Genomic DNA, 25,232 nt, shown 5'->3' on the forward strand with positions numbered 1-25,232 from the left:
CCGTTGCAGGGCCGAATCCGTGCGCACGCGCGGAGCCTACGGCCCGGAGCGGACGAACGGGACCGAACCCGCACCGATGTCGGGCTTGACCGTGCCGCGACGGCACGGTGTCCACTCGGGCGCATGGACGAGGACACCAGCGCCCCCACCACCGCCCCGGCCGTCGACCCGGCCGACCCGGTCGCCGCCTTCTCCGGGCTGCGCGAGGTGGCCGCGGTCGTCGACATCCCGCTGGAGGTGCCCGGCCGACCCACCCAGCAGGGGCTGCTCGTGACCCGGGACGCCGAGGTCCGGGCGCTGCTGACCGACGACCGCTTCCGGCTCGACGCGGCCGCGGTGCCGCAGGCCGAGAACTTCCTGCGCAACGCCCAGACCGGGATCATCGGGCTGCCCGAGGACCTGGAGCTGCTGCGTCGCCCGATGCTGTCCCGGGACGGCGAGGACCACGCGCGGCTGCGCCGGCTCGTCTCCCGGGCGTTCACCGTGCGCCGGGTCGCCGGGCTGCGTCCGCGGGTCGAGGCGATCGTGTCCGGTCTGCTCGACGACATCGCCGCCGCCGGCGCCGACGGCAGCCCGGTCGACCTGGTGGAGACGCTGGCCTACCCGGTGCCGATCACCGTGATCTGCGAGCTCGTCGGGGTGCCCGAGGACGACCGCGACCGCTGGCGGGAGTTCGCCCGGCTGCTGATCCAGCCCGACCCCGGACGGATGCCGGACGTCGCGCGGGGGATGGTCGCCCACGTCCGCGCGCTGATCGAGGCCCGTCGCCGCGAGCCCGCCGACGACCTGCTGTCCGCGCTCGTGACCGTGCACGACGACGACGGCGACCGGCTCTCGGAGCAGGAGCTGCTCGACATGACGGTGAACCTCACCGTCGCCGGGTTCGAGACGACCGCGCACGTCCTGGCCAAGGGCACCCTCGCGCTGCTCAGCCGGCCGGACCGGCTCGACGCCCTGCGCGCCGACCCGCAGCTGTGGCCGACGGCGGTGCACGAGCTGGTCCGCACCTGCGGCCCGGTCCCGGCCGGCGCGCCCCGGTACGCGGCCGAGGACACCGAGATCGCCGGTACCCCGGTCCCGGCGGGGACGGCGGTGCTGCCCGGTCTGCTCTCCGCCAACTTCGACCCCCGCGTCGTCGACCGGCCCGACGAGCTCGACGTCCGCCGTCGCCCCGCCCGCGGCGAGGGGCACCTCGGGTTCGGGCACGGCGCGCACTACTGCCTGGGTGCCGCGCTGGCCCGGCAGGAGGTCGAGGTCGTGCTGTCGGCGCTGGTCACGCGCTTTCCGGGCCTGCGGCTCGCTGAGCCGGCGGACGGCCCGTCGCGGCTGGGTTTCGCGCGGCTGCCCGCTCTGCCCGTCCACGTGGACCGCCCGCCGGCGGAGCGGAGCCCCTCAGCGTGCGGCGCGGTTCTCGTAGAGCCGGCGTGACCACAGCAGGCTCCCGACGGTGATCAGCAGGCACCAGCCGACGGCGAGTGCGGCGTCGGTGCCGAGCCCGGCGCCGCTGCCCGGGCCGGCGCCGAGCAGCCCGCGCAGGGTGTCGATGACCGGGGTGAACGGCTGGTACGCCGCGAACCACCGGAGGGCGGTCGGCATCGACTCCACCGGCACGAACCCGCTGCCCAGGAACGGCAGCAGCATCAGGAACATCGGGGTGTTGCTCGCCGTCTCCACACTGTCCGCGGCCAGCCCGAGCGCGACGGTCAGCCAGGTCAGCGCGACGGTGAGCAGCGCCAGCATCCCGGCGACGCCGAGCCAGGCCAGCGGCCCGGCGTCGCTGCGGAACCCCAGCGCCAACGCCACGCCGAGCACGACGACCAGGCCCAGCACGGTCTGCACGAACGCCCCGGCGACGTGCCCGGTGAGCACGCTGGAGCGGGCGATCGCCATCGTCCGGAAGCGGGCGACGACGCCCTCGGTCATGTCGGTGGCGACCCCGATGGCGGTGCCCATCGCGACGCTCGCGACGGTCAGCAGCAGCACGGCCGGGGTGACGTAGGCCAGGTAGTCGTCACGGTCCCCGCCCAGCCCGGCGCCCATCGTGCCGCCCAGGACGTAGACGAACAGCAGCAGGAACACCAGCGGCTGGGCGATCAGCATGATCGTCAGCGAGGGGTAGCGGCGCAGGTGCCGGATGCGGCGGCGCAGCATCGTCGTCGAGTCGGCGAACAGCCGGGGGCGGTCGGCCGGGACGAGGGTCGCGGTGCTCATGCCGCCACCTCCGCGGTGCCCGGGTGCCCGGTGAGGGCGAGGAAGACGTCGTCGAGGTCGGGGGTGTGGGTGGTCAGCCCCTCGGGGTCGACGCCGGCGTGGTCGAGCCGGTCGAGCAGCGCCCGCAGGTCGCGCGGACCGGTGGCGGGCAGCTGCAGCGTCAGCACCGCCGGGTCGGCGACGGCGTCGGGCAGCGCGGCGTGCGCGGCGGCCAGGGCGTCCTCGTCGGCGAGGTGCAGCAGCACGTGCCCGCCGGGCACCCGGGCCTTGAGCTGCGCGGGCGTGCCGCGGGCGACCAGGCGTCCGCCGTCGAGGACGGCGACGGAGTCCGCGAGCTGGTCGGCCTCCTCCAGGTACTGGGTGGTCAGCAGCACGGTGACGCCGCGGCCGACGAGCTCGCGCACCGCGGCCCACAGGTCGCGGCGGCTGCGGGGGTCCAGCCCGGTGGTCGGCTCGTCGAGGAACAGCACGTCCGGGTCCGCGACCAGGGTCATGGCCAGGTCGAGGCGGCGCCGCATCCCGCCGGAGTAGGTGCCGGCGCGGCGGTCGGCGGCGTCGGCGAGGTCGAAGCGCTCCAGCAGCTCCCGGGTGCGGGCGCGGCCGGTGCCGCGGGGCAGGTGGTGCAGGTCGGCCATCAGCCGCAGGTTCTCCGCGCCGGTGAGCAGGCCGTCGACGGCGGAGAACTGGCCGGTCACCCCGATCGCGGCCCGGACGCCGTCGGGGTCGGTCGCCGGGTCCCTCCCGGCGATCCGGATGCGTCCCGAGTCCGGCCGCAGCAGGGTGGACAGGATGCGGACCAGCGTCGTCTTGCCGGCGCCGTTCGGGCCGAGCAGGGCGAGCACGGTCCCGGCGGGGACATCGAGGTCGATGCCGCGGAGCACGGCGTGGCCGCCGTAGGACTTGTGCAGGGCGGCGACGGCGATCGCGGGCGGGGGTGTGGGCACGGTGGTTCCTCTCGTGGACGGGATCGCGGACGGTGGGTGTCAGGCGCGGCGGACGACGATGTCGCCCTCGCGGGAGCGGGCGTGGACGGTGACGGTGTCGCCGCCGTCCGGGGCCTCGCGCGGGTCCAGGTCGTTGCCGATCCGGCCGGTGGTGTCGAGGTCGAGCCAGGCGGCGCTGCCCTCGGCGACACCGACCTCCAGGCGGCCGTGCGTGCTGGTCAGCGACAGCTCACCGCGGCGCACCCGGCCGAGGCGGACGTCGCCGTAGGCGGTCCGGACGCGGGCGCCCGCACCGAGCTCGTCGACGTCGATCGGGCCGTGGGTGCTGGTCACCTCGACGTCGCCGGTCAGCTCGTCGGCGCGGACGACGCCGTGCTTGCTGCTCAGCGTCGCGCTGCCGCCGACGCGGTGGATCTGCATGCCGCCGTGGTCGGAGCGGACCGTCGCGTCACCGGTGACGGTGCCACCGATCCGGACGTGGCCGTAGGCGGTGCTCAGGTCGGCGGAGGCCGCGTCGTCGATGCGGATGTCGCCGTAGCGGGTCGTCGCGGTGCACTCGCCGAGGGCGCCTTCGGCGACGACCGAGCCGTGGCCGGTGCTCGCGGTCAGGGCGGAGCCTGCCGGGAGCGCGATCTCGACCTCGACGGTGCGGCCGGGGGTGCCCGGGGTGAACCGTTGCAGCAGCCCGAGTCGCGGGCCGGTGACACGCAGCTCGCGGCCGGTCAGCTCGACCCGGACCTGGTCCGCGTGGGCGCGGTCGGCCGCGGAGCTGTGGACCTCGACGACGGTGTCGGCGCGGTCCGAGGCGGTCACGCGCAGGTCACCGATCGCGAGGTCGACGATCGCGGTGACGGGCTCGGGGGTGTCGTAGCTGGGCATGGGGCATCGCCTCCTCGGCGTCGCGGTGACGCCGTGGGTCAGGTGTGGGTCGGTCAGGTGTGGGTCGGTCGGGTGTGGGAGAAGGGGATCGGTCGCGGCTCAGCCGAACCAGCCGACGCGGCCACGGCGGGCGGCGTCGGGACGGTCGGACGTCGCGGCCGGGCGGTCCAGCGCGGCGGCGGCCACGCGGGTCAGCCAGGTGTTCACACTGAGGCCGTCCCGCCCGGCGGCCTCCTCGATCCGGGTCTTGAGCGTCTCCGGCGGCCGGAAGTTGATCCGGGCTACCGGCCCGGACTCGCCGTCGGTGACCGCCGGCGCCGATGGCGCCACGGGTGGCGCCTCCGTTGCCGCCGGGGGTGCCGACGGCGCGGCAGGTGCCCCGGTGACGACGAACTCGGGATCGCTGCCGCGCAGCCGCACGTGCACCGACCCCGGAGCGAGCTCGAGGGTGATCTCGTCGGCCGCCTCGGCCAGCGCCTCCAGCAGGATCAGGCGGGTCGTCGAGTGCAGGGGGGCGAGCAGCCGCTCCGCGACCGCCCGGGTCTCCTCGCCCGCTGCCTCGCCCAGGGCGGAGAACTCGGTGCGCAGGCGGTCGACATATCCGTCCAACTCCATGGCGCAACTATGGCGCATGATGGCGCCATCGTCAACCGGGTGGCGCCAGTTCTTGACCGTGCCGCGACGGCAGGGTGTCCGCTGGGTCCGGCGAGCCACCCGTCACGAGAGGAGAACGACGTGGACCGGACCACCGAACGCCGCACGACCGGGGAGGGCTGCCCCGTCGCGCGACTGGGGCGGCTGCGGGAGGAGGGACCCGTGGTGCCGTTCGACGACACCCCGATGGGGCCCGCGATGCTGGTCACCCGGCACGACGACGTCCACGCCGCGCTGCTCGACCCGCGCCTGCGCAGCGATCCTGCCGCGGTACCCGGCGCCGGGCGGGGCATCGCGGGGGTGTTCGCGACGCTCGGGTTCCCCGACGAGCTCGCCCACCTCGGGCGGGGTCTGCTCGTCCGTGACGGCGAGGACCACACCCGGCTGCGTCGGCTGGTCTCGCGCGCGTTCACCGTGCGCCGGGTCCGCGAGCTGCGTCCGCGGATCGAGGCGCTCACCGACGGTCTGCTCGACGACATCGCCGCCGCCGGTGCCGACGGCACCCCGGTCGACCTCGTCGCCGCGCTGTGCCACCCGCTGCCGATCGCGGTGATCTGCGAGCTGGTCGGCGTGCCGGAGGAGAGCCGGGAGGTCTGGCGGGCCCTGGCCCGGCTGCTCGTGGCCCCCGACCCCGCGCGGATGCCCGCGGCGGCCCACGCCGTGCACGACCAGGTGCACGAGCTGATCGCGGCCCGGCGCGCGGACCCGGCCGACGACCTGGTCAGCGCCCTGGTCGCGGTGCACGACGACGGCGACCGGCTCGACTCCGACGAGCTCGCGGTTCTGCTGTTCGACCTGGTGCTGGCCGGGTTCGAGACGACCGCGCACGTCCTGTCCCGGGCCGCGCTGGTCCTGCTCACCCGCCCCGAGCAGCTCGCCGTGCTGCGGGACGAGCCGGAGCGCTGGCCGGTCGCGGTGCACGAGATCGTGCGGACCTGCGGCGCGGTGCCGATGTCCACGCCGCGCTTCGCCGCCGCCGACCTCGACATCGGTGGCACGACGGTCCCGGCGGGCAGCACGGTCGTCGCTGGGCTGGTGACGGCCAACTTCGACCCGCGCCGTCACGACCGGCCCGAGGAGTTCGACGTGACCCGCGACCCGGGCCGCGGCGAGGGGCACCTCGGCTTCGGGCAGGGCGCGCACTACTGCCTGGGCGCGGCCCTCGCCCGCACCGAGCTCGAGATCGGGCTGCGGGCACTGGTCACCCGGTTCCCCGCCCTGCGCCTCGCCGAGGTCGTCGAGGGTCCCGCCGACCTGGGGTTCGTGCGGGCGGACGCGGTGGAGGTGCGGGTGGACGCGCTCCCCGCCCACCACCACTCTGCCGGAATGGGCGGTGTGGGCCAGGATGTCCGGTGTGACCCGTGATCGCATCGCCTCCCGTGTCCGCCGCGCCGGGACGGCGGTGGCGGCGGTCGTCCTGATGGGCGTGGCGGGCTGCGGCGCCGCGGCGCCCGCGGCACCGGCCCCCGCACCGCCCGCGCCGTCCCCGGCCCGGACCGGGGACGGCGGTCTGCGGGTCACTCCCGTCGCGGGCGGGTTCTCCCACGTCTGGAGCGTCGGTGTGCTGCCCGACGGGCGCGCGCTGGTCACCGAGCGGTCCGGGCGCCTCTCGCTGCTCGCCTCGCTCGACCCGGGCACCGCGGTCACCCCGGTCGCCGCCGACCTCGGCGACGTGTTCGCCCGCGGCGAGGGCGGGCTGATGGGGCTGGCCGTGCACGCCGACTTCGCGACGTCGAACCGGTTCACCACCTGCCAGACCCACGCCGAGAACGGGAACCCGGTGGACGTCCGGCTGGTCACCTGGACGCTGTCCCCGGACGGCGCCACCGCGACCCGGGTCGCGGACCCGCTGGTCGGCGGGCTGCCGATCGCCTCGGGCGGACGCCACTCGGGCTGCCGGGTCGCCGTCGACGACACCGGGGCGCTCGTCGTGGGGACCGGAGACGCGGCGATGCCCGCCACCCCGCAGGACCTCACCTCGCTCGGCGGCAAGACGCTGCGGGTCGACCCGGCCACCGGTGGGCCCGCGGCGGGCAATCCCTTCGCCGACGCCGCCGACCCGGCCCAGCGGCTCGTCCACACCTCCGGACACCGCAACGTGCAGGGCGTCGCGGTCGAGCCGGGCACCGGGCGGATCTTCACCGCCGAGCACGGCCCCACCCGCGATGACGAGGTGAACCTGCTGCGCCCGGGCGCCAACTACGGCTGGGACCCCTCGCAGGGCGGCACGGTGGCCAGCTACGACGAGTCGGTCCCGATGACCGACCGGGACCGCTTCCCCGACGCCGTCCCCGCCGCGTGGTCCTCCGGCAGTCCGCCCGAGGCCCCGGCCGGCGCCGCGTTCCTCGACGGCGACGCATGGGGTCCGCGGAACGGGATGCTCGCCGTCGCCGCGTTGCGCGGGCAGAAGCTGCTGCTGATGCGCGTCGGCCCGGCGGGCACCGACGGCGCGGTCTCCGACGTCGAGATCCCGACGGAGCTCGACGGGGAGTTCGGGCGGCTGCGCGGGGTCCACTCCGCGCCGGACGGGGCCCTGCTGGTCACGACGTCCAACGGCGACGACGACCGGGTCCTCCGGGTCGACCCGAGCTGACCCGCGCCGGGGCCGGCCCGGTCCGGGGGAGGACGCGACCGGGTCCGAGGTCTGAACCGTCCGGGACCGGGTACGCGGCGCGGATGGTCGTGTTCGAGGAACCCGTCCCGGTGTCGCTCCCGGTATCGCTCCCGGTGGCGGCGGCGCTGTCCGGGCTGTCCGCCTACGACGTCTGGGTCCGCTACGCCGGACTCGGCGGCACCGGCACCGAGCACGACGTCGCCGCCATGCTGGTCGACCCGGCCGTGACCGCCCCGGCCGACCGGGTCCTGCTCGCCCGGGTGCTCGACGCGCACCTGGTGGTGCTCGGGTGCCGTCGCCGGGTCCGTCCGGACACCGGCGACGACGCGGCCCCGCCCGCGGTGCCCTGAACCGGCCGGGTCAGCCGCGCACCGACCGGGCGAAACCGACGACGTCGCGCACGGCGTGGGCGTAGACGTCGGGCATGGCGTCGCGGAACAGGATCATGCCGACGTGGCAGAGCCCGGGGTACACCAGCCCGACCGAGGGGACCCCGGCGGCGAGCAGTCGCCGGTGGTGGGCAAGCCCCTCGTCGCGCAGCGGGTCCAGCTCCGCGCAGGCGATCACGTGCGGCGGGAGCCCGTGCAGGTCCTCGGGCCGGGCGGCCGCGGCCCAGCAGGTCGGGTCCTCGGCGTGCGTGGAACCCGGGTCGTAGACCTCGGCGAGCAGCGGGAACAGCTCCCGGTTGAGCCAGTAGCGGTCGTTCTCCCACAGCGACGCCAGGTCCGCGGGCGCCCGGTCCCAGGACCCCAGTACGTACGGGCACTGGGCGTACACCCCGGCGATCCGCCCGGCCCAGCCTTCGCGGCGGGCCCGGACCGCCAGCCCGAGCGCGAGGTTCGCGCCGCCGGAGTCCCCGGTGACCACGACGTGCGTCCCGCCCAGCTCCGTGAGGTGCTCGTGCACCCAGTGCAGGCCGGTGACGCAGTCGTCGAGACCCGCCGGGAACGGGTGCGACCCGAGCCGCCCGCCGCCGTTGCGGTACTCCACCCCCACGACGACGGCGCCCTCCGCGGCCAGCTCGTCGCGCCACCGCACGTACAGCGGACCCTCGGCGGCCAGCATGACCATCCCGCCGCCGTGCACCTGGTAGATCACCGGCAGCGGCCCGTCCACGCCGGTCGGGCGGTGGACGTGCAGGCTGATCTCGTGGCCGTCGGCCCCGGGCACGGTCCGGGTCGTACGGTCGATGCCCGACATCGGCGCCCAGCCCGTGGACAGCGCGGTGAAGAACCCCTCGAAGCCCTCCTCGGCGGCGTCGACGAAGCCGAGCAGCGCCGGGCGGCCCGCGGTGCGGTCCAGCGGGGCGTCGTCGGCATGCCCGGTCAGTCCGAAGCCCTCCAGTACCGCGACCATCCGCGGGTCGGCCCGCGGGTCGTCGCCGATCGTCATCGACGGGTTCCCGAGCCGGCCGGGTGCGCGGGTGGGGACGACGGCGTCGGTGCTCACGTGGGCTCCTCGGGCGGTGGGTGACGTCGATCGTGTCCTGAGTCACACCCGTCCGTCAACCGAGTCGTCGCTGCGCGCCGGGACCGCAGGTTCGAGCAGGTGGACCTCGCGTTCGAGGTCGCCCATCCGGTCCCGCTTCACCGGCGGCGGCTCGGGCACGGGGCCGCCCTCGCGCAGGACCCGCACGGTGTCGGCGAGCCGGTCCACCCGGCGCAGGATGCCGTTGCGGTGCAGGAACCAGGCCAGGAACCGGGTCAGCACGGCGACCGCGAGCGCGATGCCGACCGACAGGTAGTCGCGGACGCGGATCTGGTTGATCTCGGCGATGCGGTCGTCGAGCAGCTGCCGCTCGCCGGTCCGCATCTGGTCGACGCGGCTGCGGATGCCGTCCATGAGGTTCTTGCCGTAGGCCAGGTCCCCGCGGATCTCGCCGCCGGTGTTCCCGCCGTCGGCGACGACGTCACGCTGGCGGGCCAGGTCGGTCATCTGCTTCGACGTCAGGTCCCGCAGTTCGGCGATCCGGGCCAGCTTGTCCGTGCGCGGCTTCTCGCCGGGCTCCGCCGCGGCCAGCGACTCCAGATGCCCCAGGACCGTCGGGAGCTCCGCCGACGCGTCGGTGAAGGGCTCCAGGTACTCGGTGCGCCCGGTGAGCTGGTAGCCGCGGACGCCGGTCTCGGCGTCGACCATGAGCGTGGTGAGGTCACCGAGCGTGCCGGTCATCTCGAACTTGCGCTGGATGTCGGTCTCGATGTCGACGCGCTGCAGGTTCCCGGTCAGGGCCAGCCCGGCCGAGACCAGCACGGCCAGCAGCGGCAGCCCGATGGTGATGCGGCTCTGCACCCGCATGGGCAGGCCGTCCCAGTACCGCAGGGCGGGTCGCGCCGGAGCGCTCAGGGTGTCGCGAAGGCTCCTGGCCACCGACGGAGTGTACGGAGGGGCCACCCCGGCCTGCCCGTCCGAGCGGTCGCGGCCGGACCGTCGTCCCGAACCAGGTTCGTCGGCCTACGGCTCCGGGGTGCGGTCCACGGCGTCGGGGGCCGGGGTGGCGAGGACGACCGCCAGGACGGCGTCGACCAGCCGCGCGGTGTCGTGCTCGGGGTCGAGGGGCGCGCCGAGCTGGGCCCACAGGTACGCGGGGGCGATCACGAGCTCGACGAGCTGCATCCCGCTCACGCCCGTGACACCGGCCGCCTCCAGCATCGCCCGGAAGTCGTCGACCCGCGGCTGCACGATCGCCATGACGTCGTGCGGGTCCGTCGACGCGCGGGTGGCGGCGAGCAGCGCCCGGAGCATCCCGAGCGCGTGCGGGCCGCTCAGGCTCGTCAGGAGCCCGCCGACGTACTCGGTGAGGTCGGCACGCAGGTCGCCGCTGGCCGGCACCGGCGACGAGGTCCGCACGTCGCCGACCACGACCTCCAGCAGCAGCGACTCGATGGTCCGCCACCGTCGATAGACGGTGGTGGGGTGCACCCCGGCGCGCTGGGCGACCGCGGGGATGGTGAGTTCCGCGCCCGGTTCGCCGAGCGTCTCCCGGACGGCGGCGAGCACGGCCTCCCGGGTCCGCGCGGTGCGTCCACCCGGGCGTATCGATCCTGCGGTCTCGGGCACCCGCACATCTTAACGCATTGATAGTTGCGTTTGTCGACGCCGTCGGCCTACGGTTAACGCAATTCGAGTTGCATGAGTGAGGAGCACGCTGATGGCACACGCACTCGTCGTCGGGGCCGGGATCGCCGGCGAAGCACTGGCGGTCACCCTGGCCAGGGACGGATGGCGGGTCACCGTGGTCGAGGTCGCGCCCGAGCTCCGTACCGGCGGTCAGACGGTCGACCTGCGCGGTGACTCCCGTCAGGTCCTGGTCGATCTGGGGCTGATCGACGAGGTGCTGGCGCACCTCGTGCCGCAGCGGGGGATCGCGTGGATCAGGGCCGACGGCAGCCGGATGGCCGAGATGCCGGTCGAGGCCTTCGGCGGCCGGGGGCTGATCTCGTCCGAGGAGCTGCTCCGGTCCGATCTCGCCCGGGTGCTCCACGGGGCGGCGGGTGCCGCGGGTGTCGAGTACCGGTTCGCCGACACCGTCGAGCAGCTGACCGACACGGCGGAGGGCGTGGAGGTCCGGTTCCGCTCGGGGCCGGTGGAGGTGTTCGACGTCGTCGTCGGGGCGGACGGGTCGCACTCCCGCACCCGTTCCCTGCGGTTCGGCCCGGAGTCCGCCTACCGGAAGCCGCTGGGCCTGGCCCACGCCTGGTTCACCCTGCGGGAGGGTCCCGGGACACCGCCGCTGGACGGGTGGGCGCTGTCGTACAACGAGCCGGGGCGTCGCGGACTGACCGCGCGCCCCGGGCATCCGGGACAGCAGGAGATCGGGATGACGTTCGCCGCCTCGACCGTCCCCCGTGCGCACGACGCGCGCCTCGCCGTGCTCGACGACGCCTTCCACGGCGCCGGGTGGCGTGCCGCGGAGTTCCTCGCCGCGGCGCGCACCGCCCCTGACCTCGCACTCGACACCTACGACCAGATCCACATCGACCGAGGGTGGTCCGACGGGCGGGTCGTGCTCGTGGGCGACGCCGCCTGGTGCGCGAGCCCGCTGAGCGGACTCGGTACCGCGCTGGGGCTGCGGGGAGCCGCGGAGCTCGCGGAGGCGCTGCGACGGCACGGGGTGTCGGCGGAGCCGACCGCGGAGCGGATCCGGGCGGCCTTCTCGAGCTTCGAGCAGGTGATGCGCCCCCGCGCGGCCGCGGCGCAGAAGCTCCTTCCCGGACGGGTCCGCATGGTGGCGCCGAAGACCCGGTGGGGCATCCGGGCCAACGCCGTGGTGATGCGCGTCGTGCAGGCGCCCGCCTTCCTGCGCGTCGTGCGGTTCCTCGCCGGTGGTCGTGGCCACGGCGACGGCGCCGGTCCCGAGCCGTCCCACGCCGAGCGGTCCCGCCAGGCGGGGTGAGGGGTCTCAGACCCGGCGGTCCGCGAACGCCCCCGCGACGAGTGAGACGGCCCGGTCGGGGTCGGCGGCGAGCCGGCGCAGCGCGTCCCGCGGGCCCGGTCCGGGCAGCTCGACCAGTGCCTGCGCGACCCGGATGCGGGTCGCGGGGTCGGTCCCGTCCAGGTCGCCGGTGAGGGCGCCGAGGATCCGGCCTGCGCTCGCCGGGTCCGTGCGCGACAGCTCCGCGAGGACCTCCGCGGCCTCGACGTCGTCGTCCCCCGCCCGCACCATCGTGACCAGCTCCGGGACGGCGGCCACGGCCCCGGCCCGTCCTGCGGCCACCGCGGCGCGGCGGCGGACCCGGGGGTCCGGGTCGGCCAGCGCGTCGAGCAGCGCCGCGGTCGCCGACGGGACCGGTGCGGCGTCGGCGAGCGCGTCGACCGCGCGTCGCCGGACGGCCGGGTCGTCCGAGCCCAGACCGGCCGCGAGCGCGGCCGCGGCCGCGGCGTCCGGGTCGCCCGCCCGATCCAGCGCCGAGCGCAGCGCCCACCGCAGCGCCCCCGCGACGTGCGGGTCGGACTCGGCGAGGAACGAGCGGGCCAGCAGCTCCGCGGGCAGCGCCGGGCCGTCGGCCGTGGCCAGCGCGGCCTGCTGTCGGCGCCCCGCGGCCGGCGACCCGAGTGCCCGCAGCAGCCCGACGACGTCGACGACCTCGGTCCAGGTCCCCGCCCCGGCGGCGTCGACGGCGCGCAGCCGCGCGAGCAGCTCCCGTTCCCCTTCCAGGCGTTGTTCGGTGGCCCGGACCAGGTCCGCGACCAGCCCGGACGGGTCGAACCCCGGGTCGCGCAGGGCGTCGGCGACCTGGGCCAGGGACAGCCCGAGCGTCCGCAGGCCCTCCACGTGGAAGAGCCTGCGGACGTCGTCGGGGGAGTACTCGCGGTAGCCGCCGACGGTCCGCCCGGTCGGCCGGAGCAGACCGACGGCGTCGTAGTGGCGCAGCATCCGCACGCTCACCCCGCTGCGGCGCGCGACCTCACCGATCAGCACGCGGCCGCCTCGTGCCCCGGGCCGAGCGCGACCACCCGGCGCGCCTGTGCCACGGCGTCGTCGAACCCGGTGGTCGGGTCCTCGCGCAGCACCATCGTCGCCCTGGCGTGCGTGGCGACGTCCGGGTCGGGCCCTGCCGCGGCCCGGTCGAGGACGGTGTCGGCCGCCGCGCCGAGGTCGGCCAGCGCCCGGGACAGGCTCAGCCGCACCGCCCGGTCGCCGCGGCCCAGCTGCCGGCCGAGCTCCTCGGCGAGCCCGGCGCGACCGGCCTCGGGAACGAGCACGACGGCGGTGCGCCACGCGGTGCGGGCCACCTCGTCGTCGGGGTCGTGCAGCAGGGCGGGCGTGACCCGGTCCGCGGTCGCCGGGTCGGCGATCTTGGACAGGGTGTGCAGCGCCTGGGCCCTGGCCTGCGACGACGACGAGCCGAGCTCGGCATCGAGCCGGGGCAGCACGTCCGCGGCCGGGAGCCGGGTCAGCGCCCAGGACAGCATGTCCCGGACGAAGAAGTCCGGCTCCTCCCCGCAGCGGCGCACCAGGGTGTCGAGCAGGGCGGGGTCGGGGGCCGACCCGGCGGCGAGCGCGGCCCGCAGCCGGACCGACGGGTCGGCGGCGGACAGGGACGCGGTGATCTCCGGTGGTGTCATGACCACCACCCCAGTGCCTGTCACGGTGTCAGGGTCAAGTCCGTCGCTCCGTGGGCGCAAGGGGTGGCGACGACGACCACCGCGCGGGGCCCCGGCGCGGGCGGGGCCCCGGGAGCGACGTCAGGCCGGGGTGATGACCACCTTGAGCGCCTGGTTGGCCGCGGCGTTCTTGAACACGTCGTAGGCCTCGTCCATCTGGTCGAAGGTGAACGAGTGGGTGCCCATCTTCTCCGCCGGGATCCGCCCGCCCGCGACCATCTTGAGCAGCGTCGGGATGGACACGGTGTCGACCAGGCCCATCGTGAGCGTGACGTTGGAGATCCACATGTCCTGCATCGGCAGCTCCACCGGGGTGCCGTGGACACCCACGTTGGCGATCGTGCCGCCCGGGCGCACCAGCGACGCCGCGGTCAGCAGCGTCTCCGGGTAGCCGACGGCCTCGATCGCGACGTCCACGCCGAGTCCGTCGGTCAGCGCGGTCACGTCCGCGACGGTGCCCGGCCCCACCTCGACGCTGTCGGTGGCGCCGAACTCGATGGCCTTCTCCAACCGGAACTTGTTGGAGTCGATCGCGATGACCTTCGACGCGCCCCACAGGCCGGTCGTGAGGATCGCCGAGAGCCCGACCGCACCCGCGCCGACGACCGCGACGGTGTCGCCCGGCCGCACGTTCCCGGCGAGCACACCGACCTCGTAGCCGGTCGGCAGCGAGTCGGCGAGGAAGATCGCCTGCTCGTCGGTGACCGACTCCGGCACCGCGTAGAGCGAGGTGTCGGCGTAGGGGACCCGTACGTACTCGGCCTGGGTACCGTCGATGAGGTGGCCGAAGATCCAGCCGATCCCGCCGACGGTCTGGCAGTGCGACGGCATGCCGCGCTGGCAGTAGTCGCAGCGGCCGCACTTGGTGATCGCCGGGACGAGGACGCGGTCGCCGACGGCGAAGCCGGACACGGCGTCTCCGACGGCGGTGATCGTGCCGACGGCCTCGTGGCCGAGGATGCGGCCGTCGGTGACGGCCGGGACGTCGCCCTGCAGGATGTGCAGGTCGGTGCCGCAGATCGTGGTGGTGTCGACCTTGACGATCACGTCGGTGGGGTCCTGGATCGTCGGGTCCGGGACCTCCTCCCAGGACTTGGCGTCCGGTCCGTGGTAGACGAGTGCCTTCATCTGCTCACTCCGTTGGTCGCAGGGGGTGCCGAGGGCGTCGGCGGACCCGACGCTAATGCGGGAGTGCGCATGTGACTGTCCCGTTCTGGGACGACTCCGCGGGCGGCACGAGCCCCGGCGACGGCCGTGTGTCCCGCGCCCGGGACACCTCAGCCGATGTAGCTGATCCCGAACGCGTCGATCTTGCGGTAGAGCGAGGACCGGGCGATCCCCAGCAGCTCGGCGGCCTGGTAGCGGTTGCCGCGCGCCTCGTAGAGGGCCTGGATGATCACGTCGCACTGCGCCGCCTCCAGCATCGACATCCGCGGTGCGCCGCCGGTGAAGCACGACGACGGCAGGTCCGGTGCCTGCACGACGCCGACCGGCTTGCGGGCGATGACGTAGCGCAGGACGTCCTCCAGCTCGCGCAGGTTCCCCGGCCAGGCGTAGCCCTCCAGGACCCGCACCACCTGCATGCTCAGGCTCAGCGACCGGCCGCCGGACAGTGAGTGCAGCACCGACCGCGCGAGCTCCCCGAGCTCGTCGGCCCGGTAGCGCAGTGCGGGCACCCGGACCGTGTCGTGGAAGTGCCGCAGCAGCAGCCCGTAGGGCCGGGTGGCGTCGACCGATGGCGTGTCGATGCAGCCGACGACGGTCGGTGCCGCGGGCGTGGACACCAGGAGCCGCAGCGACTCGTCGAGGCGCCGCGCGGCGACCGACCCGAGCATCGCGAGCCGGCGCAGGACGAGCAGCCGTGGCCGGTCCTCGTCGGTGCCGCGGACCGTCGGCAGGAGGGGGCCACCGGACTCCGCGATCCGCGCGCAGTCGAGCACCTGCACCGTCCCGGTCGGGTGGCTGCGGCGGAACTGTTCGACGGCGAGGGTCTGCTTCCCGACGCCCGGCTCGCCGACGAGGAGCAGGTGCCTGGTCCGGGCGGCGACGGCGGTCGCGACGTCGCGGCGGGCGCGCAGGTAGGGGCTGAGGAGCTCCCGGTTCGCGCGTCGCCGCACCTCGGCGGCGGCGCCGTCGGCGTGCGCGTCCCGGAAGTCGGCCGCGAAGTCCCGGCGCGCGGTCGGCGCGACGTGTGACCCCTGGCGACGCATCGCGTCCGTCGTCCGGGAACCGGCCGGTACGCCGACGCAGCGCCGCCCGGCGCTGACGTGGCCCACGACGGCGCCGCCGTCCCGGACGACGGAGGTGGCGACGTCGTCGCGGCGGCCCGACGGCAGGTCGGCGGTGGACCCGGCGGGCGGCGGCTCGGCGAGGGCGGCGTCGGCGAGCGCCCGGTCGAGGAGGTGGTCCCGGTCCTCGCGGGGCAGGGCCCGGAACCCGGGACTGCACAGGGTCGCCCGGCCGTCGGTCGCGACGACCCACTCCGCCCCGGACCGTTCGCAGACGTCGTCGAAGCGGGCGTGCAGCAGCCGCCCGGCCCGGTGCGCGCGGTCCCGGACGTGCTCGCCGATCTGGCGGGCCAGCTCCGCGGCGACGGCCGCGCGCAGCGCCGAGCCGCCGCCCGGCGCCGACAGGTGCGCCACGACCACCACCGTCTGCGGGTCCGCGTCGCTGTCCGACGGCACCGGTGCGGCGGCCTCGGCCAGGCAGGCGAGGTCGGGGTGCAGGTGCTCGGGACCGTCCACCCGGGCGGCGCGACCGGTGGCCCGCACCAGCGCGGACGCCGTCGTCGCCACGTCCTGCTCGGCGATCCGGAAGCCCGGCGCGACCAGGACGGCGTCGAGCAGCGTGGCGAGGTCCGGGCAGGCGTCGCGGCGGACGCGGACCACCCCGTCGCCGTCGACGAGCAGCACCGAGCAGCCCAGGTCGTCGGCGCCGGCGAGGAAGCGGTCGAAGACCTCGTCGGCCTCGGCGACGGCGGCGTGCCCCGGCTCGTGCCCGACGTAGGTCGCGGACCGGGCCAGGTCGACGCCCAGGTCGAGCGCCCGCTGCCAGGACTCCGCGACGACCGGGCGGACGTGGGAGCCCGCGGCACCGACGTGCCGGGTGTGCCGCGCCCGCCGGGCGGCGGCCTCGACCCCGGCGCCGGTATCCACGGATCGAGCGTAGCCAGCCGGCGCCACGCTCCGCGAGGACCGCCGGCAGCCGGCGTCCGTCGGCCACGCTCACCGACCCCGGCAGTACGACCTCGTGGGGCAGCCCGGCTACACAGGGAAATCGGCGCTGCGCGACAGGTCTTCGTTCCTCCGGATCTCGGCCAGATCCTTCTCCAGAGTCTCGACCACGGCGTCGTATCCGCTGTTGCCCAGGACCAGCCGGCGGGGCGGCGGATCCTGCGACATCGCCGTGATCACCGCACGGGCGCCGCGGTGCGGGTCGCCGGGCTGCACGCCGTCCATCCCGACGAAGACGGCCCGGACCTGCTCCAACATCTCGTGGTAGACCGGGATAGCCTCCTCGACGGCTTCGTCGGCGAACCCGGTGTAGGCGTTGGTGCGGAACGCTCCCGGTTCGACGGTCAGTACGGAGACGCCCTGGGCGGCGACCTCGTCGCGCAGCGCGTCGGTGACGGCTTCGACGGCGAACTTCGTCGCGCTGTAGTAGCCGAATCCGGGCGCCGAGACGAGTCCGGCCACCGAGGACACGTTGACGATCCACCCGTCGCCGCGGGCACGCATCCCCGGCAGCACGGCACGCGTCACGGAGAGCACGGCGAAGAAGTTCAGCTCGAACATCGCCCGCATCGCGGACTCGTCCATCGCCTCGATGGATCCGTACCAGCCGCGGCCGGCGTTGTTGACCAGCACGTCGATACCGCCGAAGTGCTCCTCGGCCGTGCGAACGGCGCGCTGCACCTGTGCCGCGTCGGTGAGCTCCAGCGGCACGACGAGAACGCGGTTGCCGTACCGCTCCGCCCAGGTCGCCAACTCCGTGGGGCGGCGGGAGGTCAGCACCACGCGGTCACCGGTGTCGAGCGCGGCCTCGGCGAAGGCCATCCCGAAGTTGCCGGGTGTGCCACCGGTGATGAACCATCGCCGGGTCACGGCTCGATCACCAGCCGACGGATCGCCGCACCGTCGAGGGTGAAGCGGTAGTTCAGGTCGACGACCCCGCCCGGGAAGTCGCCCTCCAGGTGCTGTCCGACGTCGACGCCCGTGGCGGTCGTGGACGCACCGGTGAACTCGGCGGTGTAGGTGTACTCGGTGACCGCGGTCGCCAGCCAGGCCCTGATCTCGTCGGTGCCCGCGTGGTCGTGGCCGTCATCGGTCACCACGGCGTCGGGGGTGAAGGTGGCGAGCGCCCGATCGAACTCCCGGGAGTCGAGTGCGCCCATGAACGTTCTCACGGTCTCGGGGAGTGTTTCCCATTCTGCTGTGGACATGGCGCCACGATGGAGCTTCCCGTGAGGGGAAGGTCAACCCGTGATCGCGGGAATGCCGCGACGTTGACCTTCCCCCAGGGGGAGGGCCCAGGGTTGTCCCGCTCGACGCAGGTGACGCCACGCAGAGGAGGACGCCATGGGAGCCCAGGTCTCGATCGGTGACTTCGCGCTGATGAGCGGCCTGAGCCGCAAGGCGCTACGCCACTACCACGACATCGGGATCCTCGAACCGGCCCACATCGACCCCGACACCGGCTACCGCTTCTACGACACCGGCCAGGTCGACCACGCCCACATCATCCGCCGGTTCCGCTCCCTGGGCATGTCCATTCCGGACATCAAGGCGCTCCTGAGCACCGACGACGCCGGGGCCCGCACCGAGATCATCACCACCCATCTCGAACAGATGGAGGCTGCGCTCGCCCAGACCCGTGACACCGTGGGGGCCCTGCGTGAACTGCTCACCCCGGCGAGACCTCCCACCGACGTCACGTTGCGCCACGAGCCGGCGCTTCCCGTGTGGGCCATCAGCGCCGTCATCGACGTCTCCGAGATCGACGACTGGTTCACAGCGTCGCTGCGGACACTGCACCAGGCCGTCGCCACGGCACCGGGCGCGCCTGACGCGATGGTGCCGGGCGGCCTCTACGAGAGAGCACTGTTCCTCGAACAGCAGGGCCGCGCCACCATGTTCGTCCCCGCGCCACCGTCCATCGATCCGCCCGAAGCGGTCCAGGCCGAGGTCCTCCCCAGGACCGAGTTCGCGGTGCTCACCCATCCCGGCGGGCACGACGGCATCGACCGCAGCTACGCGGCCCTGGGGATCTATGTCAACGAGCATCTGATCAGCAGCCAGGGACCCATCCGCGAACACTACGTCGGCGGCACTCCCACGGATCCGGCCCGATTCACCGCCACCGAGATCTGCTGGCCGATCTTCGGCACCACCGCATCATCGGAATGAGCGGAGACCGCTGAGCGTCGTCCACTCGTACCCGCCGCCGTGAACCACCGGGGTCAGCCGGTGCTCGGCAGGTCCCGCACGAAGGTCAGGACGGCCTGCGCGAGCCGCTCCGGCTGGTCGAACGGGAGACCGTGCCCGGCGTCGTCGACCTGGTGGACCCGCAGGAGCGGGTTGAGCTCGCACAGCTCGGTGGCCACGCCGAGGGTGACCACGGGCTTGTCGCCGATGACGAGCAGCGTCGGCACGTCGAGCGCGCTGACCAGCTCACGGTACGGCGGGTTGGGCGGCGTCAGGACGTCGAACGCGGCCGGGCTCGTGCTCAGTCGCGCGTCCACCTGCAGCTCGACGAGCTCCGGTGAGCGATGTGCGTGCCGCGCGAGCGCGTCGTCCAGGAGCGCCGACCTCCCCTGGTGCAGGGCGTGGCGGTGCTGCTCTGCGACGTCGCTCTCGTACACCTGCTGTTGCCACTCGCTGCTCAGGAAGGTGGGATCCACGAGGACGAGCCCGCGCACCAGGTGACCGATCCGGGTCGCGGCCAGCGCTGCCGTCATGCCGCCCATCGAGTGACCGACGAGCACCGGGCGACGAAGGCCCAGCTCCTGGATCAAGCCGCCCACGTCAGCGGCGAGATCCGGGTAGCGGTAGCCGGAGTCCGGAGCACTCGAGCGCCCGTGTCCGCGCGCGTCGGGCATGATCACGTCCAGCTCCGCCTCGAGCACGCGAGCCACCGGCGTCCAGCCTGCTCCACTGCCCACCAGGCCGTGGAGCAGCAGGGCGGGAGGCTTGTCCTGACCGGTCCGGAGGTAGGAGATCGTCACGCCGTTCACCTCGGCGTCGTAGGTGGGCCAGGACGGCATGACGGGGATGCTACGCAGCGAGTGGCCGGCCCTGCGGCACGAGCTCGCCGAGTGCCTGTGGTGGCTCTTCGTGCTCGCCGACCGGCTCGACGTCGACCTCCCCGAGGCCTACGGCGCCACGATGCAGCGCATCGGGGACGGGCTGTGGCGCGCGGTCGCCGACGGGGCCGGATGACGCCGCGCCCGCGACTGCAGGCGAGGTGCGCGACGGGCCCTCAGCCCCCGGGGCGGCCGAGCCGGTGGTGCCGGATGCGCGCCTTCATCTCGGCGACGCCGTCGGCGAACCGCTGTGCATAGATCACTTCGACGACGGCGGCACCGGCCGCCGTGACCGCACCGTCGGCGTCGATCAGCCCGCGGTCGTGCAGCTGCCGGGCCACCGGGGCCCGCAGCTGGTCGACCCGGGCGTCCCGGCCGTCGAGCAGCTCCAGCGCCCGTGCCTGCTCGGTGGACAGGTACATCGGCTCACCCCCTGCCCTGGGTTCGTACCGGGGCCGGGGCAGGTTCACGCCGAAGCGCCGGACGGTCAGATCAGCCCTGCCGAGCGGGCCGCGATGACCGCCCGCGCCCGGTTCTGGGCGTCGAGCTTGCGCATGGCGCTGTGCAGGTAGGCCTTGACCGTCCCCACGGTGATCCCCAGCTGCGCCGCGATCTCGGCGTTGGTCGCGCCCACCGCGACGTGCTGCAGTGCCTCGATCTCCCGCGGTGAGAGGGCGGGAGCCTCTCCGCCCGTCCGGCCCGGCGCCGGGCGCGCCCCGGCGAGGCCGTCGTGGATCCGGCTCAGCCGTGTGCGCAGCTCCGGGTCGTCGGTGCTCTCGATCAGCGCGGCGAGCTCCAGCAGCGCACCGGCCCGGCTCTCGGCGTCCGCGACGACCGCGACGGTGGGCGGAGAGTGCTGGTCGAGCAAGGCCGTGGCGTCCCGGGCGATGGTGGCGGCCACGATGCCCGCGTTGCGGACCGCGACGTCGCCGATCGGCCGGTGCTCGCGCATCGCCCCGTACACCACGCCACGGACCGAGCCGTGGACGATGATCGGATAGGCCAGGATCGACGCGAGCCGCTCGTTCTCGACGACGACGTGATCGTAGTCGTGGGTGATCCCCGGGGTCGAGGCGTAGTCGCTCACCCGGCACGGGATGCGGCGGGCCATCGCGGCGCCGCCGAGGCCGCGCCCGGACAGGACGCTGAGCAGCCGCAGCGAGTCGCCGAAGGTGCCGATCAGCTGGTTGATCGTGAGCTGCAGGCCGTCGCGCACCGTCCGGGTCGTCCCACCGAAGACGACCGGCAGACCGGTCGTCGAGCTGAGCTCGTGGAGCCGGCGGGGCATGACCCGGTCCAGCGCACGGGCGACCGCGTCGTCGTCCAGCACGAGTGCTCCTCCCTGTCCCGTCGGTGTCCTCGCCGGCCCGGGCGGCCTCGTCGTGTGCAACGAGTCACGACTGGTGGGGTTCTCCCAGAGATCGCCGGGTCCGTCAACCGGATCCGAACACTGACTTCGGTTGGTAGCGGGCGGTGGGCCGGCGCGGCGAGTCTCGGTCCGTCCGCCAGGCCGCGCCCGACGAGGAGCCCGCATGCCCTTCCGTCACGACGTTCGCGGTGGCGTTCTCCGCCCGCCCGGTGACCGCCCCGACGGCGGTCCGACCGCCCCACCGACCCCGAGGACGTCCGCCCCATGGGCAACCACGACATCTACCGCGACGCCCGCGACCGGCTCGTCGCGCTGCACGGCGAGCACGAGAAGGCCGTCGCCGACTTCACCTGGCCGCAGTTCGACGGCGCCTTCCAGTGGGCGCACGACTGGTTCGACGTCATCGCCGACGGCGAGACGCGGACCGCGCTGCGCATCGTGGAGGAGGACGGCGCGGAGGGCGCCTGGACCTTCGACGAGCTGCGCCGCCGCTCCAATCAGGTGGCCCGCTGGCTGGCATCGCACGGGGTCGGGCGCGGGGACAGCGTGCTGGTCATGCTGGGCAACCGCGTCGAGCTGTGGGAGTCGATGCTCGCGGTGATGAAGCTCGGCGCGGTGATCATGCCGACGACCACCGCGCTCGGCGCCGTCGACCTGCCGGACCGGCTGGAGCGCGGCCGCGCCCGGTTCGTGATCGCCGACGCGTCCTGCACGGGCAAGTTCGAGGGACTCCTCGACGGGCGCACCGCGATCTCGGTCGGCGGCACCGCCGAGGGCTGGCTGGACCTCGCCGACTCCCGCGACGTGGACGACGCACCCGTCGAGCACCCGGGCACCACCGCCGACGACCGGCTGCTGCTGTACTTCACCTCCGGCACCACCAGCCGGCCGAAGCTGGTCGAGCACACCCAGGCGTCGTACCCGGTCGGACATCTGTCCACGATGTACTGGCTGGGCATCACCCCTGGCGACGTGCACCTCAACATCAGCTCGCCGGGCTGGGCCAAGCACGCGTGGAGCTGCTTCTTCGCGCCGTGGATCGCCGGGGCGACGATCTTCCTCTACAACTACAGCCGCTTCGACGCGGCGTCGCTGCTCGGCCAGATCCGGGACAAGGGCGTCACCACGTTCTGCGCGCCGCCGACGGTGTGGCGGATGCTGATCAAGGCCGACCTGTCCGGCGGGCCCGGCTCGCTGCGCGAGGTCATCGCGGCGGGCGAGCCGCTCAACCCGGAGATCATCGAGCAGGTCCGGGCGCAGTGGGGACTGACCCTGCGCGACGGGTTCGGCCAGACCGAGACGACGGCGTCGGTGGGCAACACGCCCGGCTCGGTCGTGAAGCCAGGGTCGATGGGCCGCCCGTTGCCCGGCGTCCCGGTGGTGCTGGTCGACGAGCTCACCGGGGAGGTCTCCGACACCGAGGGCGAGATCTGCATCGACCTCGCCCGGCGCCCCACCAGCCTGATGGTCGGGTACCTGGACATGCCGGAGAAGACCGCCGACGCCATGGCAGGCGGCTTCTACCACACCGGCGACACCGCGACCCGCGACTCCGACGGCTACCTGTTCTACGTCGGCCGCACCGACGACGTGTTCAAGGCCAGCGACTACAAGATCTCGCCGTTCGAGCTGGAGAGCGTGCTCGTCGAGCACCCGGCGGTGCTGGAGGCGGCCGTGGTGCCGCAGCCCGACCCGGTGCGGCTCGCCGTGCCGAAGGCCTACATCGCGCTCGCCCCCGGCCACGAGCCGACCCGGGAGACCGCGGTGTCGATCTTCGCCCACGCCCGGGACCACCTCGCGCCCTACCTGCGGGTGCGGCGCATCGAGTTCTTCGAGCTGCCGAAGACGATCTCCGGCAAGATCCGCCGCGTGGAGCTGCGGGCCCGCGAGCGCGACGAGGCGGGGGCGGCTGCGGGCGGGGAGTGGCGTTACGAGGACCTCCCGGAGCTGAGGGCCTGACCGGTCGTCCAGGAGTCCTCCGGACGGATCCGCCGTGCCGCCCGGGACCGGACGGCCGGCCCGTCTCCGGCGCGATGCCGAGACGGGCCGGTCGACTCGTGACCGGGTCGCGCCGCGACGTCACAGGTCCAGCTGCACCTCGGACCCCGCGGCCCGGGAGACGCACACGCAGAGCCGGTCCCCGGCGGCCCGCTCGTCGTCGGTCAGGTAGGTGTCGCGGTGGTCGACTGCGCCCCCGAGCACCGGTGTCACGCAGGTACCGCAGATGCCCTGTTCACACGAGGAGGGCACGTCGACGCCGGCGGCGGTGAGCGCCTCCAGCAGGGTGTGGTCCTCGCCGACCTCGACGGTCCGCCCGCTGCGCCCGAGCACGGCCTTGAACCGCCGGGCGCCCGCCGGGGCGGTCCCGGTGGCGACGAAGCGCTCGTCGTGCACCGTGCCCGCCGGCCAGCCGTGCGCCCGGGCCCGGTCGTGGACCGCGTCGATCAGTCCGGCCGGGCCGCAGACGTAGACGTGGTCCCCGGCTCCCGGTGAGGCCAGCACCCGGTCGAGGACGGCGCCGGTGCCGGCCGGGTCGAGCCCGAGGTGGTGGGTGGTGGCGGGGTCGGCGGAGAGCTCGTCGAGGAACGGCAGGTGCGCCTCGGAGCGGGCGAAGTGGTGCAGCTCGACGGACTCTCCCGCGGCGCGCAGCGCCCGCAGCATGGCGATCAGCGGGGTGACCCCGATGCCACCCGCGACGAGCACGTGCCGGGTCGCCCCGTCGGCGAGCGGGAAGGTGTTGCGGGGTGCGGAGACGGCGACCGGGTCGCCGGGCCGCAGTGCGTGTACCGCGGCCGAACCGCCCCGGGACGGCTCCTCGCGCTGGACTGCCAGCGTGTAGCGGCCGTCGCGGGAGTCGTCGCACAGCGAGTACTGGCGGACGATGCCGCCGGCGAGCCGCAGGTCGACGTGGCCGCCCGGCTCGCCCGGGGGCAGCGGGCTCCCGTCGGCGGCGGCGAGGTGCAGCACCCGGATGCCCACCGCGGCCTCGGTGATCCCGGCGACGACGGCCGGGGCCCACCGGGGCCGGGGCGCCGGGCCCCGGTCCTCGGCGATCAGCCGCTCCATGATCCGCCGCCAGCGTACGACGCCGGAGTCGGTCTCCAGCAGCACCGGCTCCGGCGCGGTGTCCTCGCAGCGGGCGAACGCGGCGATCGTCGCGTGCTGCGCGCGGATCATCGGCTCGTCCTGCTCCTCGAACGCGAACCGGCGCAGGTCGGAGATCTTCAGCCGCATCTGCGGGGTCTCGGTGCCCGGCCGCACGCCCCAGCGCGACGCCGTCGTGAAGTAGTGCGTGGTGCTCGCCGTCTCCGGGGTGAGGATGTGGGTACCGAGGTAGCCGACGCCCTCGGAACGCGGCCGTCCCGGCGTCGTGACGCCGACGTCGAGCAGCAGGTGCGACGGCGCGTTCCACCGGAAGTCGGTCCAGGTGTCGACCGGGGCGCCGTCGTCGTGGAACAGCATGTCGAACATGCCGGGGGGAGGCACCGACGCGGACTCCCGCACGACGTTGACCGTGTCGCCGTCCTGCCGCACGGTTGTCGCGGTGTCCAGCATGGCGCTGTTCCCGAGGATCCCGTCGTGCAGGAAGCTGGTGTGGCTGCAGTCGAGCAGGTTGTCGACGATCAGGTCGTACGGCACGTCCATGACCAGGTGGTCGCGCCGGGTCGTGGTGTCCTCGGCGTCGAGGGTGCCGAAGTCGGGCAGCAGACCGTGATCGGGCTCCCGGTCACCGGCCCACCACCAGACCGCACCGTGCCGCTCCACCACGGTGTGCGCGGTGACCGCGGCGGCCCGCGGGACCACCCCGGCGCCGTGCGGGTTGCGCACGCACGCACCCGAGGTGTCGAACTCCAGGCCGTGGTAGCCGCAGGTGATCGTCCGACCGTCGAAACGGCCGCGCGACAACGGCGCGAACCGGTGCGGACAGCGGTCGTCGAGGGCGACCGGTCGGCCGTCGGCGTCGCGGGTGAGCAGCAGCGGGCGTTCGAGCACCGTCCGCGACAGCATCGTGTCCGGGGTCAGCTCGCACGACCAGGCCACCAGGAACCAGGTGTTGCGCAGGAACTCCACGATGCGTCCGCCCTCTCCGTCGACGACGTTTCTGAACTCACTCGTTCATGAATGTGCGGCGACGGGTGTGCCGGGTCAAGGGGC

At 74.4% G+C, this 25,232-nt stretch carries 25 protein-coding genes; 8 read left to right on the forward strand and 17 right to left on the reverse strand.

Features of this window, described 5'->3' with window-relative positions; all coding sequences use genetic code 11:
* Positions 1–123 precede the first annotated feature (123 nt).
* The gene (locus tag Ae505Ps2_RS10440) at positions 124–1,428 is read left to right on the forward strand and encodes a cytochrome P450 (RefSeq protein WP_075308536.1); all 1,305 of its coding nucleotides are present in this window, start codon (positions 124–126) and stop codon (positions 1,426–1,428) included.
* On the opposite strand, the gene Ae505Ps2_RS10445 is transcribed toward Ae505Ps2_RS10440, so the two are convergent.
* The 4 genes from Ae505Ps2_RS10445 to Ae505Ps2_RS10460 all read right to left on the reverse strand — a co-directional run bounded on the left by Ae505Ps2_RS10445 (position 1,393) and on the right by Ae505Ps2_RS10460 (position 4,649).
* Positions 1,393–2,211: an ABC transporter permease gene (locus tag Ae505Ps2_RS10445; RefSeq protein ID WP_075553586.1), complete on the reverse strand. Its 819-nt coding sequence runs from the start codon at positions 2,209–2,211 to the stop codon at positions 1,393–1,395. The genes Ae505Ps2_RS10440 and Ae505Ps2_RS10445 overlap by 36 nt on opposite strands.
* On the reverse strand, positions 2,208–3,155 hold the full coding sequence (locus Ae505Ps2_RS10450) for an ATP-binding cassette domain-containing protein (protein WP_020623241.1): 948 nt from the start codon (positions 3,153–3,155) through the stop codon (positions 2,208–2,210). Before Ae505Ps2_RS10450 ends, Ae505Ps2_RS10445 begins: the two co-directional genes overlap by 4 nt.
* Positions 3,156–3,194: 39 nt before the next feature.
* Positions 3,195–4,034 carry a DUF4097 family beta strand repeat-containing protein gene (locus tag Ae505Ps2_RS10455; protein WP_075308532.1) on the reverse strand — a complete coding sequence of 280 codons (840 nt, stop codon included), beginning with the start codon at positions 4,032–4,034 and terminating at the stop codon, positions 3,195–3,197.
* Positions 4,035–4,133: 99 nt separating this feature from the next.
* Positions 4,134–4,649, reverse strand: coding sequence for a hypothetical protein (locus Ae505Ps2_RS10460; RefSeq protein WP_020623239.1), 516 nt, complete (start codon positions 4,647–4,649; stop codon positions 4,134–4,136).
* Between the two features lie 120 nt (positions 4,650–4,769).
* Between Ae505Ps2_RS10460 and Ae505Ps2_RS30305 the strand changes: the two genes are divergently transcribed.
* The 3 genes from Ae505Ps2_RS30305 (at position 4,770) to Ae505Ps2_RS10475 (ending at position 7,652) form a co-directional block, all read left to right on the forward strand.
* Entirely contained in the window at positions 4,770–6,053 is a 1,284-nt protein-coding gene (locus Ae505Ps2_RS30305) for a cytochrome P450 (protein ID WP_075308530.1), read from the forward strand.
* Positions 6,034–7,281 (forward strand): PQQ-dependent sugar dehydrogenase, encoded by a 1,248-nt coding sequence (locus tag Ae505Ps2_RS10470; protein WP_075308528.1) that lies wholly within the window; start codon positions 6,034–6,036, stop codon positions 7,279–7,281. Before Ae505Ps2_RS30305 ends, Ae505Ps2_RS10470 begins: the two co-directional genes overlap by 20 nt.
* 110 nt (positions 7,282–7,391) lie before the next feature.
* Positions 7,392–7,652, forward strand: coding sequence for a hypothetical protein (locus Ae505Ps2_RS10475; protein ID WP_139318833.1), 261 nt, complete (start codon positions 7,392–7,394; stop codon positions 7,650–7,652).
* A 10-nt stretch (positions 7,653–7,662) separates the two neighbouring features.
* Here Ae505Ps2_RS10475 and Ae505Ps2_RS10480 read toward each other — a convergent pair whose 3' ends face one another.
* From Ae505Ps2_RS10480 to Ae505Ps2_RS10490, 3 genes are all read right to left on the reverse strand, one after another.
* Complete coding sequence (locus tag Ae505Ps2_RS10480) at positions 7,663–8,751, reverse strand: alpha/beta hydrolase fold domain-containing protein (RefSeq protein ID WP_198932123.1); 1,089 nt, start codon at positions 8,749–8,751, stop codon at positions 7,663–7,665.
* A gap of 42 nt (positions 8,752–8,793) precedes the next feature.
* Entirely contained in the window at positions 8,794–9,669 is an 876-nt protein-coding gene (locus Ae505Ps2_RS10485; protein ID WP_139318832.1) for a CHASE3 domain-containing protein, read from the reverse strand.
* Between the two features lie 84 nt (positions 9,670–9,753).
* Complete coding sequence (locus Ae505Ps2_RS10490; RefSeq protein WP_158071440.1) at positions 9,754–10,359, reverse strand: TetR/AcrR family transcriptional regulator; 606 nt, start codon at positions 10,357–10,359, stop codon at positions 9,754–9,756.
* Between the two features lie 91 nt (positions 10,360–10,450).
* On the opposite strand from Ae505Ps2_RS10490, the gene Ae505Ps2_RS10495 reads away from it, so the two are divergent.
* On the forward strand, positions 10,451–11,695 hold the full coding sequence (locus Ae505Ps2_RS10495) for an FAD-dependent monooxygenase (protein ID WP_075308524.1): 1,245 nt from the start codon (positions 10,451–10,453) through the stop codon (positions 11,693–11,695).
* Positions 11,696–11,701: 6 nt separating this feature from the next.
* On the opposite strand, the gene Ae505Ps2_RS10500 is transcribed toward Ae505Ps2_RS10495, so the two are convergent.
* The 6 genes from Ae505Ps2_RS10500 to Ae505Ps2_RS10525 all read right to left on the reverse strand — a co-directional run bounded on the left by Ae505Ps2_RS10500 (position 11,702) and on the right by Ae505Ps2_RS10525 (position 17,800).
* The gene (locus Ae505Ps2_RS10500) at positions 11,702–12,721 is read right to left on the reverse strand and encodes a MerR family transcriptional regulator (RefSeq protein WP_075332927.1); all 1,020 of its coding nucleotides are present in this window, start codon (positions 12,719–12,721) and stop codon (positions 11,702–11,704) included.
* Entirely contained in the window at positions 12,715–13,368 is a 654-nt protein-coding gene (locus Ae505Ps2_RS10505; protein WP_075312432.1) for a HEAT repeat domain-containing protein, read from the reverse strand. The genes Ae505Ps2_RS10500 and Ae505Ps2_RS10505 overlap by 7 nt, the downstream gene beginning before the upstream one ends.
* 120 nt (positions 13,369–13,488) lie before the next feature.
* Positions 13,489–14,535 carry an alcohol dehydrogenase catalytic domain-containing protein gene (locus tag Ae505Ps2_RS10510; protein WP_020622756.1) on the reverse strand — a complete coding sequence of 349 codons (1,047 nt, stop codon included), beginning with the start codon at positions 14,533–14,535 and terminating at the stop codon, positions 13,489–13,491.
* Between the two features lie 149 nt (positions 14,536–14,684).
* Complete coding sequence (locus tag Ae505Ps2_RS10515; protein WP_075308522.1) at positions 14,685–16,562, reverse strand: helix-turn-helix domain-containing protein; 1,878 nt, start codon at positions 16,560–16,562, stop codon at positions 14,685–14,687.
* A gap of 108 nt (positions 16,563–16,670) precedes the next feature.
* The gene (locus Ae505Ps2_RS10520; RefSeq protein ID WP_075332929.1) at positions 16,671–17,510 is read right to left on the reverse strand and encodes an SDR family NAD(P)-dependent oxidoreductase; all 840 of its coding nucleotides are present in this window, start codon (positions 17,508–17,510) and stop codon (positions 16,671–16,673) included.
* Positions 17,507–17,800, reverse strand: a complete 294-nt coding sequence (locus Ae505Ps2_RS10525; protein ID WP_020622167.1) for a nuclear transport factor 2 family protein — start codon at positions 17,798–17,800, stop codon at positions 17,507–17,509. The genes Ae505Ps2_RS10520 and Ae505Ps2_RS10525 overlap by 4 nt, the downstream gene beginning before the upstream one ends.
* Before the next feature lie 184 nt (positions 17,801–17,984).
* Between Ae505Ps2_RS10525 and Ae505Ps2_RS10530 the strand changes: the two genes are divergently transcribed.
* Positions 17,985–18,812, forward strand: a complete 828-nt coding sequence (locus tag Ae505Ps2_RS10530; protein ID WP_020622168.1) for a MerR family transcriptional regulator — start codon at positions 17,985–17,987, stop codon at positions 18,810–18,812.
* A 53-nt stretch (positions 18,813–18,865) separates the two neighbouring features.
* On the opposite strand, the gene Ae505Ps2_RS10535 is transcribed toward Ae505Ps2_RS10530, so the two are convergent.
* A complete protein-coding gene (locus Ae505Ps2_RS10535; RefSeq protein WP_075308520.1) occupies positions 18,866–19,669 on the reverse strand; it encodes an alpha/beta hydrolase in 804 nt (267 codons plus the stop codon).
* Here Ae505Ps2_RS10535 and Ae505Ps2_RS31915 point away from each other — a divergent pair.
* A complete protein-coding gene (locus Ae505Ps2_RS31915) occupies positions 19,668–19,844 on the forward strand; it encodes a hypothetical protein (RefSeq protein WP_158071441.1) in 177 nt (58 codons plus the stop codon). The two genes, Ae505Ps2_RS10535 and Ae505Ps2_RS31915, sit on opposite strands and share 2 nt — an antisense overlap.
* A gap of 40 nt (positions 19,845–19,884) precedes the next feature.
* Here Ae505Ps2_RS31915 and Ae505Ps2_RS10545 read toward each other — a convergent pair whose 3' ends face one another.
* Complete coding sequence (locus tag Ae505Ps2_RS10545; protein ID WP_075308518.1) at positions 19,885–20,130, reverse strand: hypothetical protein; 246 nt, start codon at positions 20,128–20,130, stop codon at positions 19,885–19,887.
* A gap of 65 nt (positions 20,131–20,195) precedes the next feature.
* Positions 20,196–21,038 carry a LuxR C-terminal-related transcriptional regulator gene (locus Ae505Ps2_RS10550; protein ID WP_158071442.1) on the reverse strand — a complete coding sequence of 281 codons (843 nt, stop codon included), beginning with the start codon at positions 21,036–21,038 and terminating at the stop codon, positions 20,196–20,198.
* Between the two features lie 303 nt (positions 21,039–21,341).
* On the opposite strand from Ae505Ps2_RS10550, the gene Ae505Ps2_RS10555 reads away from it, so the two are divergent.
* Positions 21,342–23,036 (forward strand): AMP-binding protein, encoded by a 1,695-nt coding sequence (locus Ae505Ps2_RS10555; RefSeq protein WP_075308516.1) that lies wholly within the window; start codon positions 21,342–21,344, stop codon positions 23,034–23,036.
* A gap of 120 nt (positions 23,037–23,156) precedes the next feature.
* Here Ae505Ps2_RS10555 and Ae505Ps2_RS30310 read toward each other — a convergent pair whose 3' ends face one another.
* A complete protein-coding gene (locus Ae505Ps2_RS30310) occupies positions 23,157–25,148 on the reverse strand; it encodes a Rieske 2Fe-2S domain-containing protein (protein ID WP_084786246.1) in 1,992 nt (663 codons plus the stop codon).
* Positions 25,149–25,232 lie beyond the last annotated feature (84 nt).

The organism is Pseudonocardia sp. Ae505_Ps2, assembly GCF_001932425.1.
In the GTDB taxonomy this organism is placed as follows: domain Bacteria; phylum Actinomycetota; class Actinomycetes; order Mycobacteriales; family Pseudonocardiaceae; genus Pseudonocardia.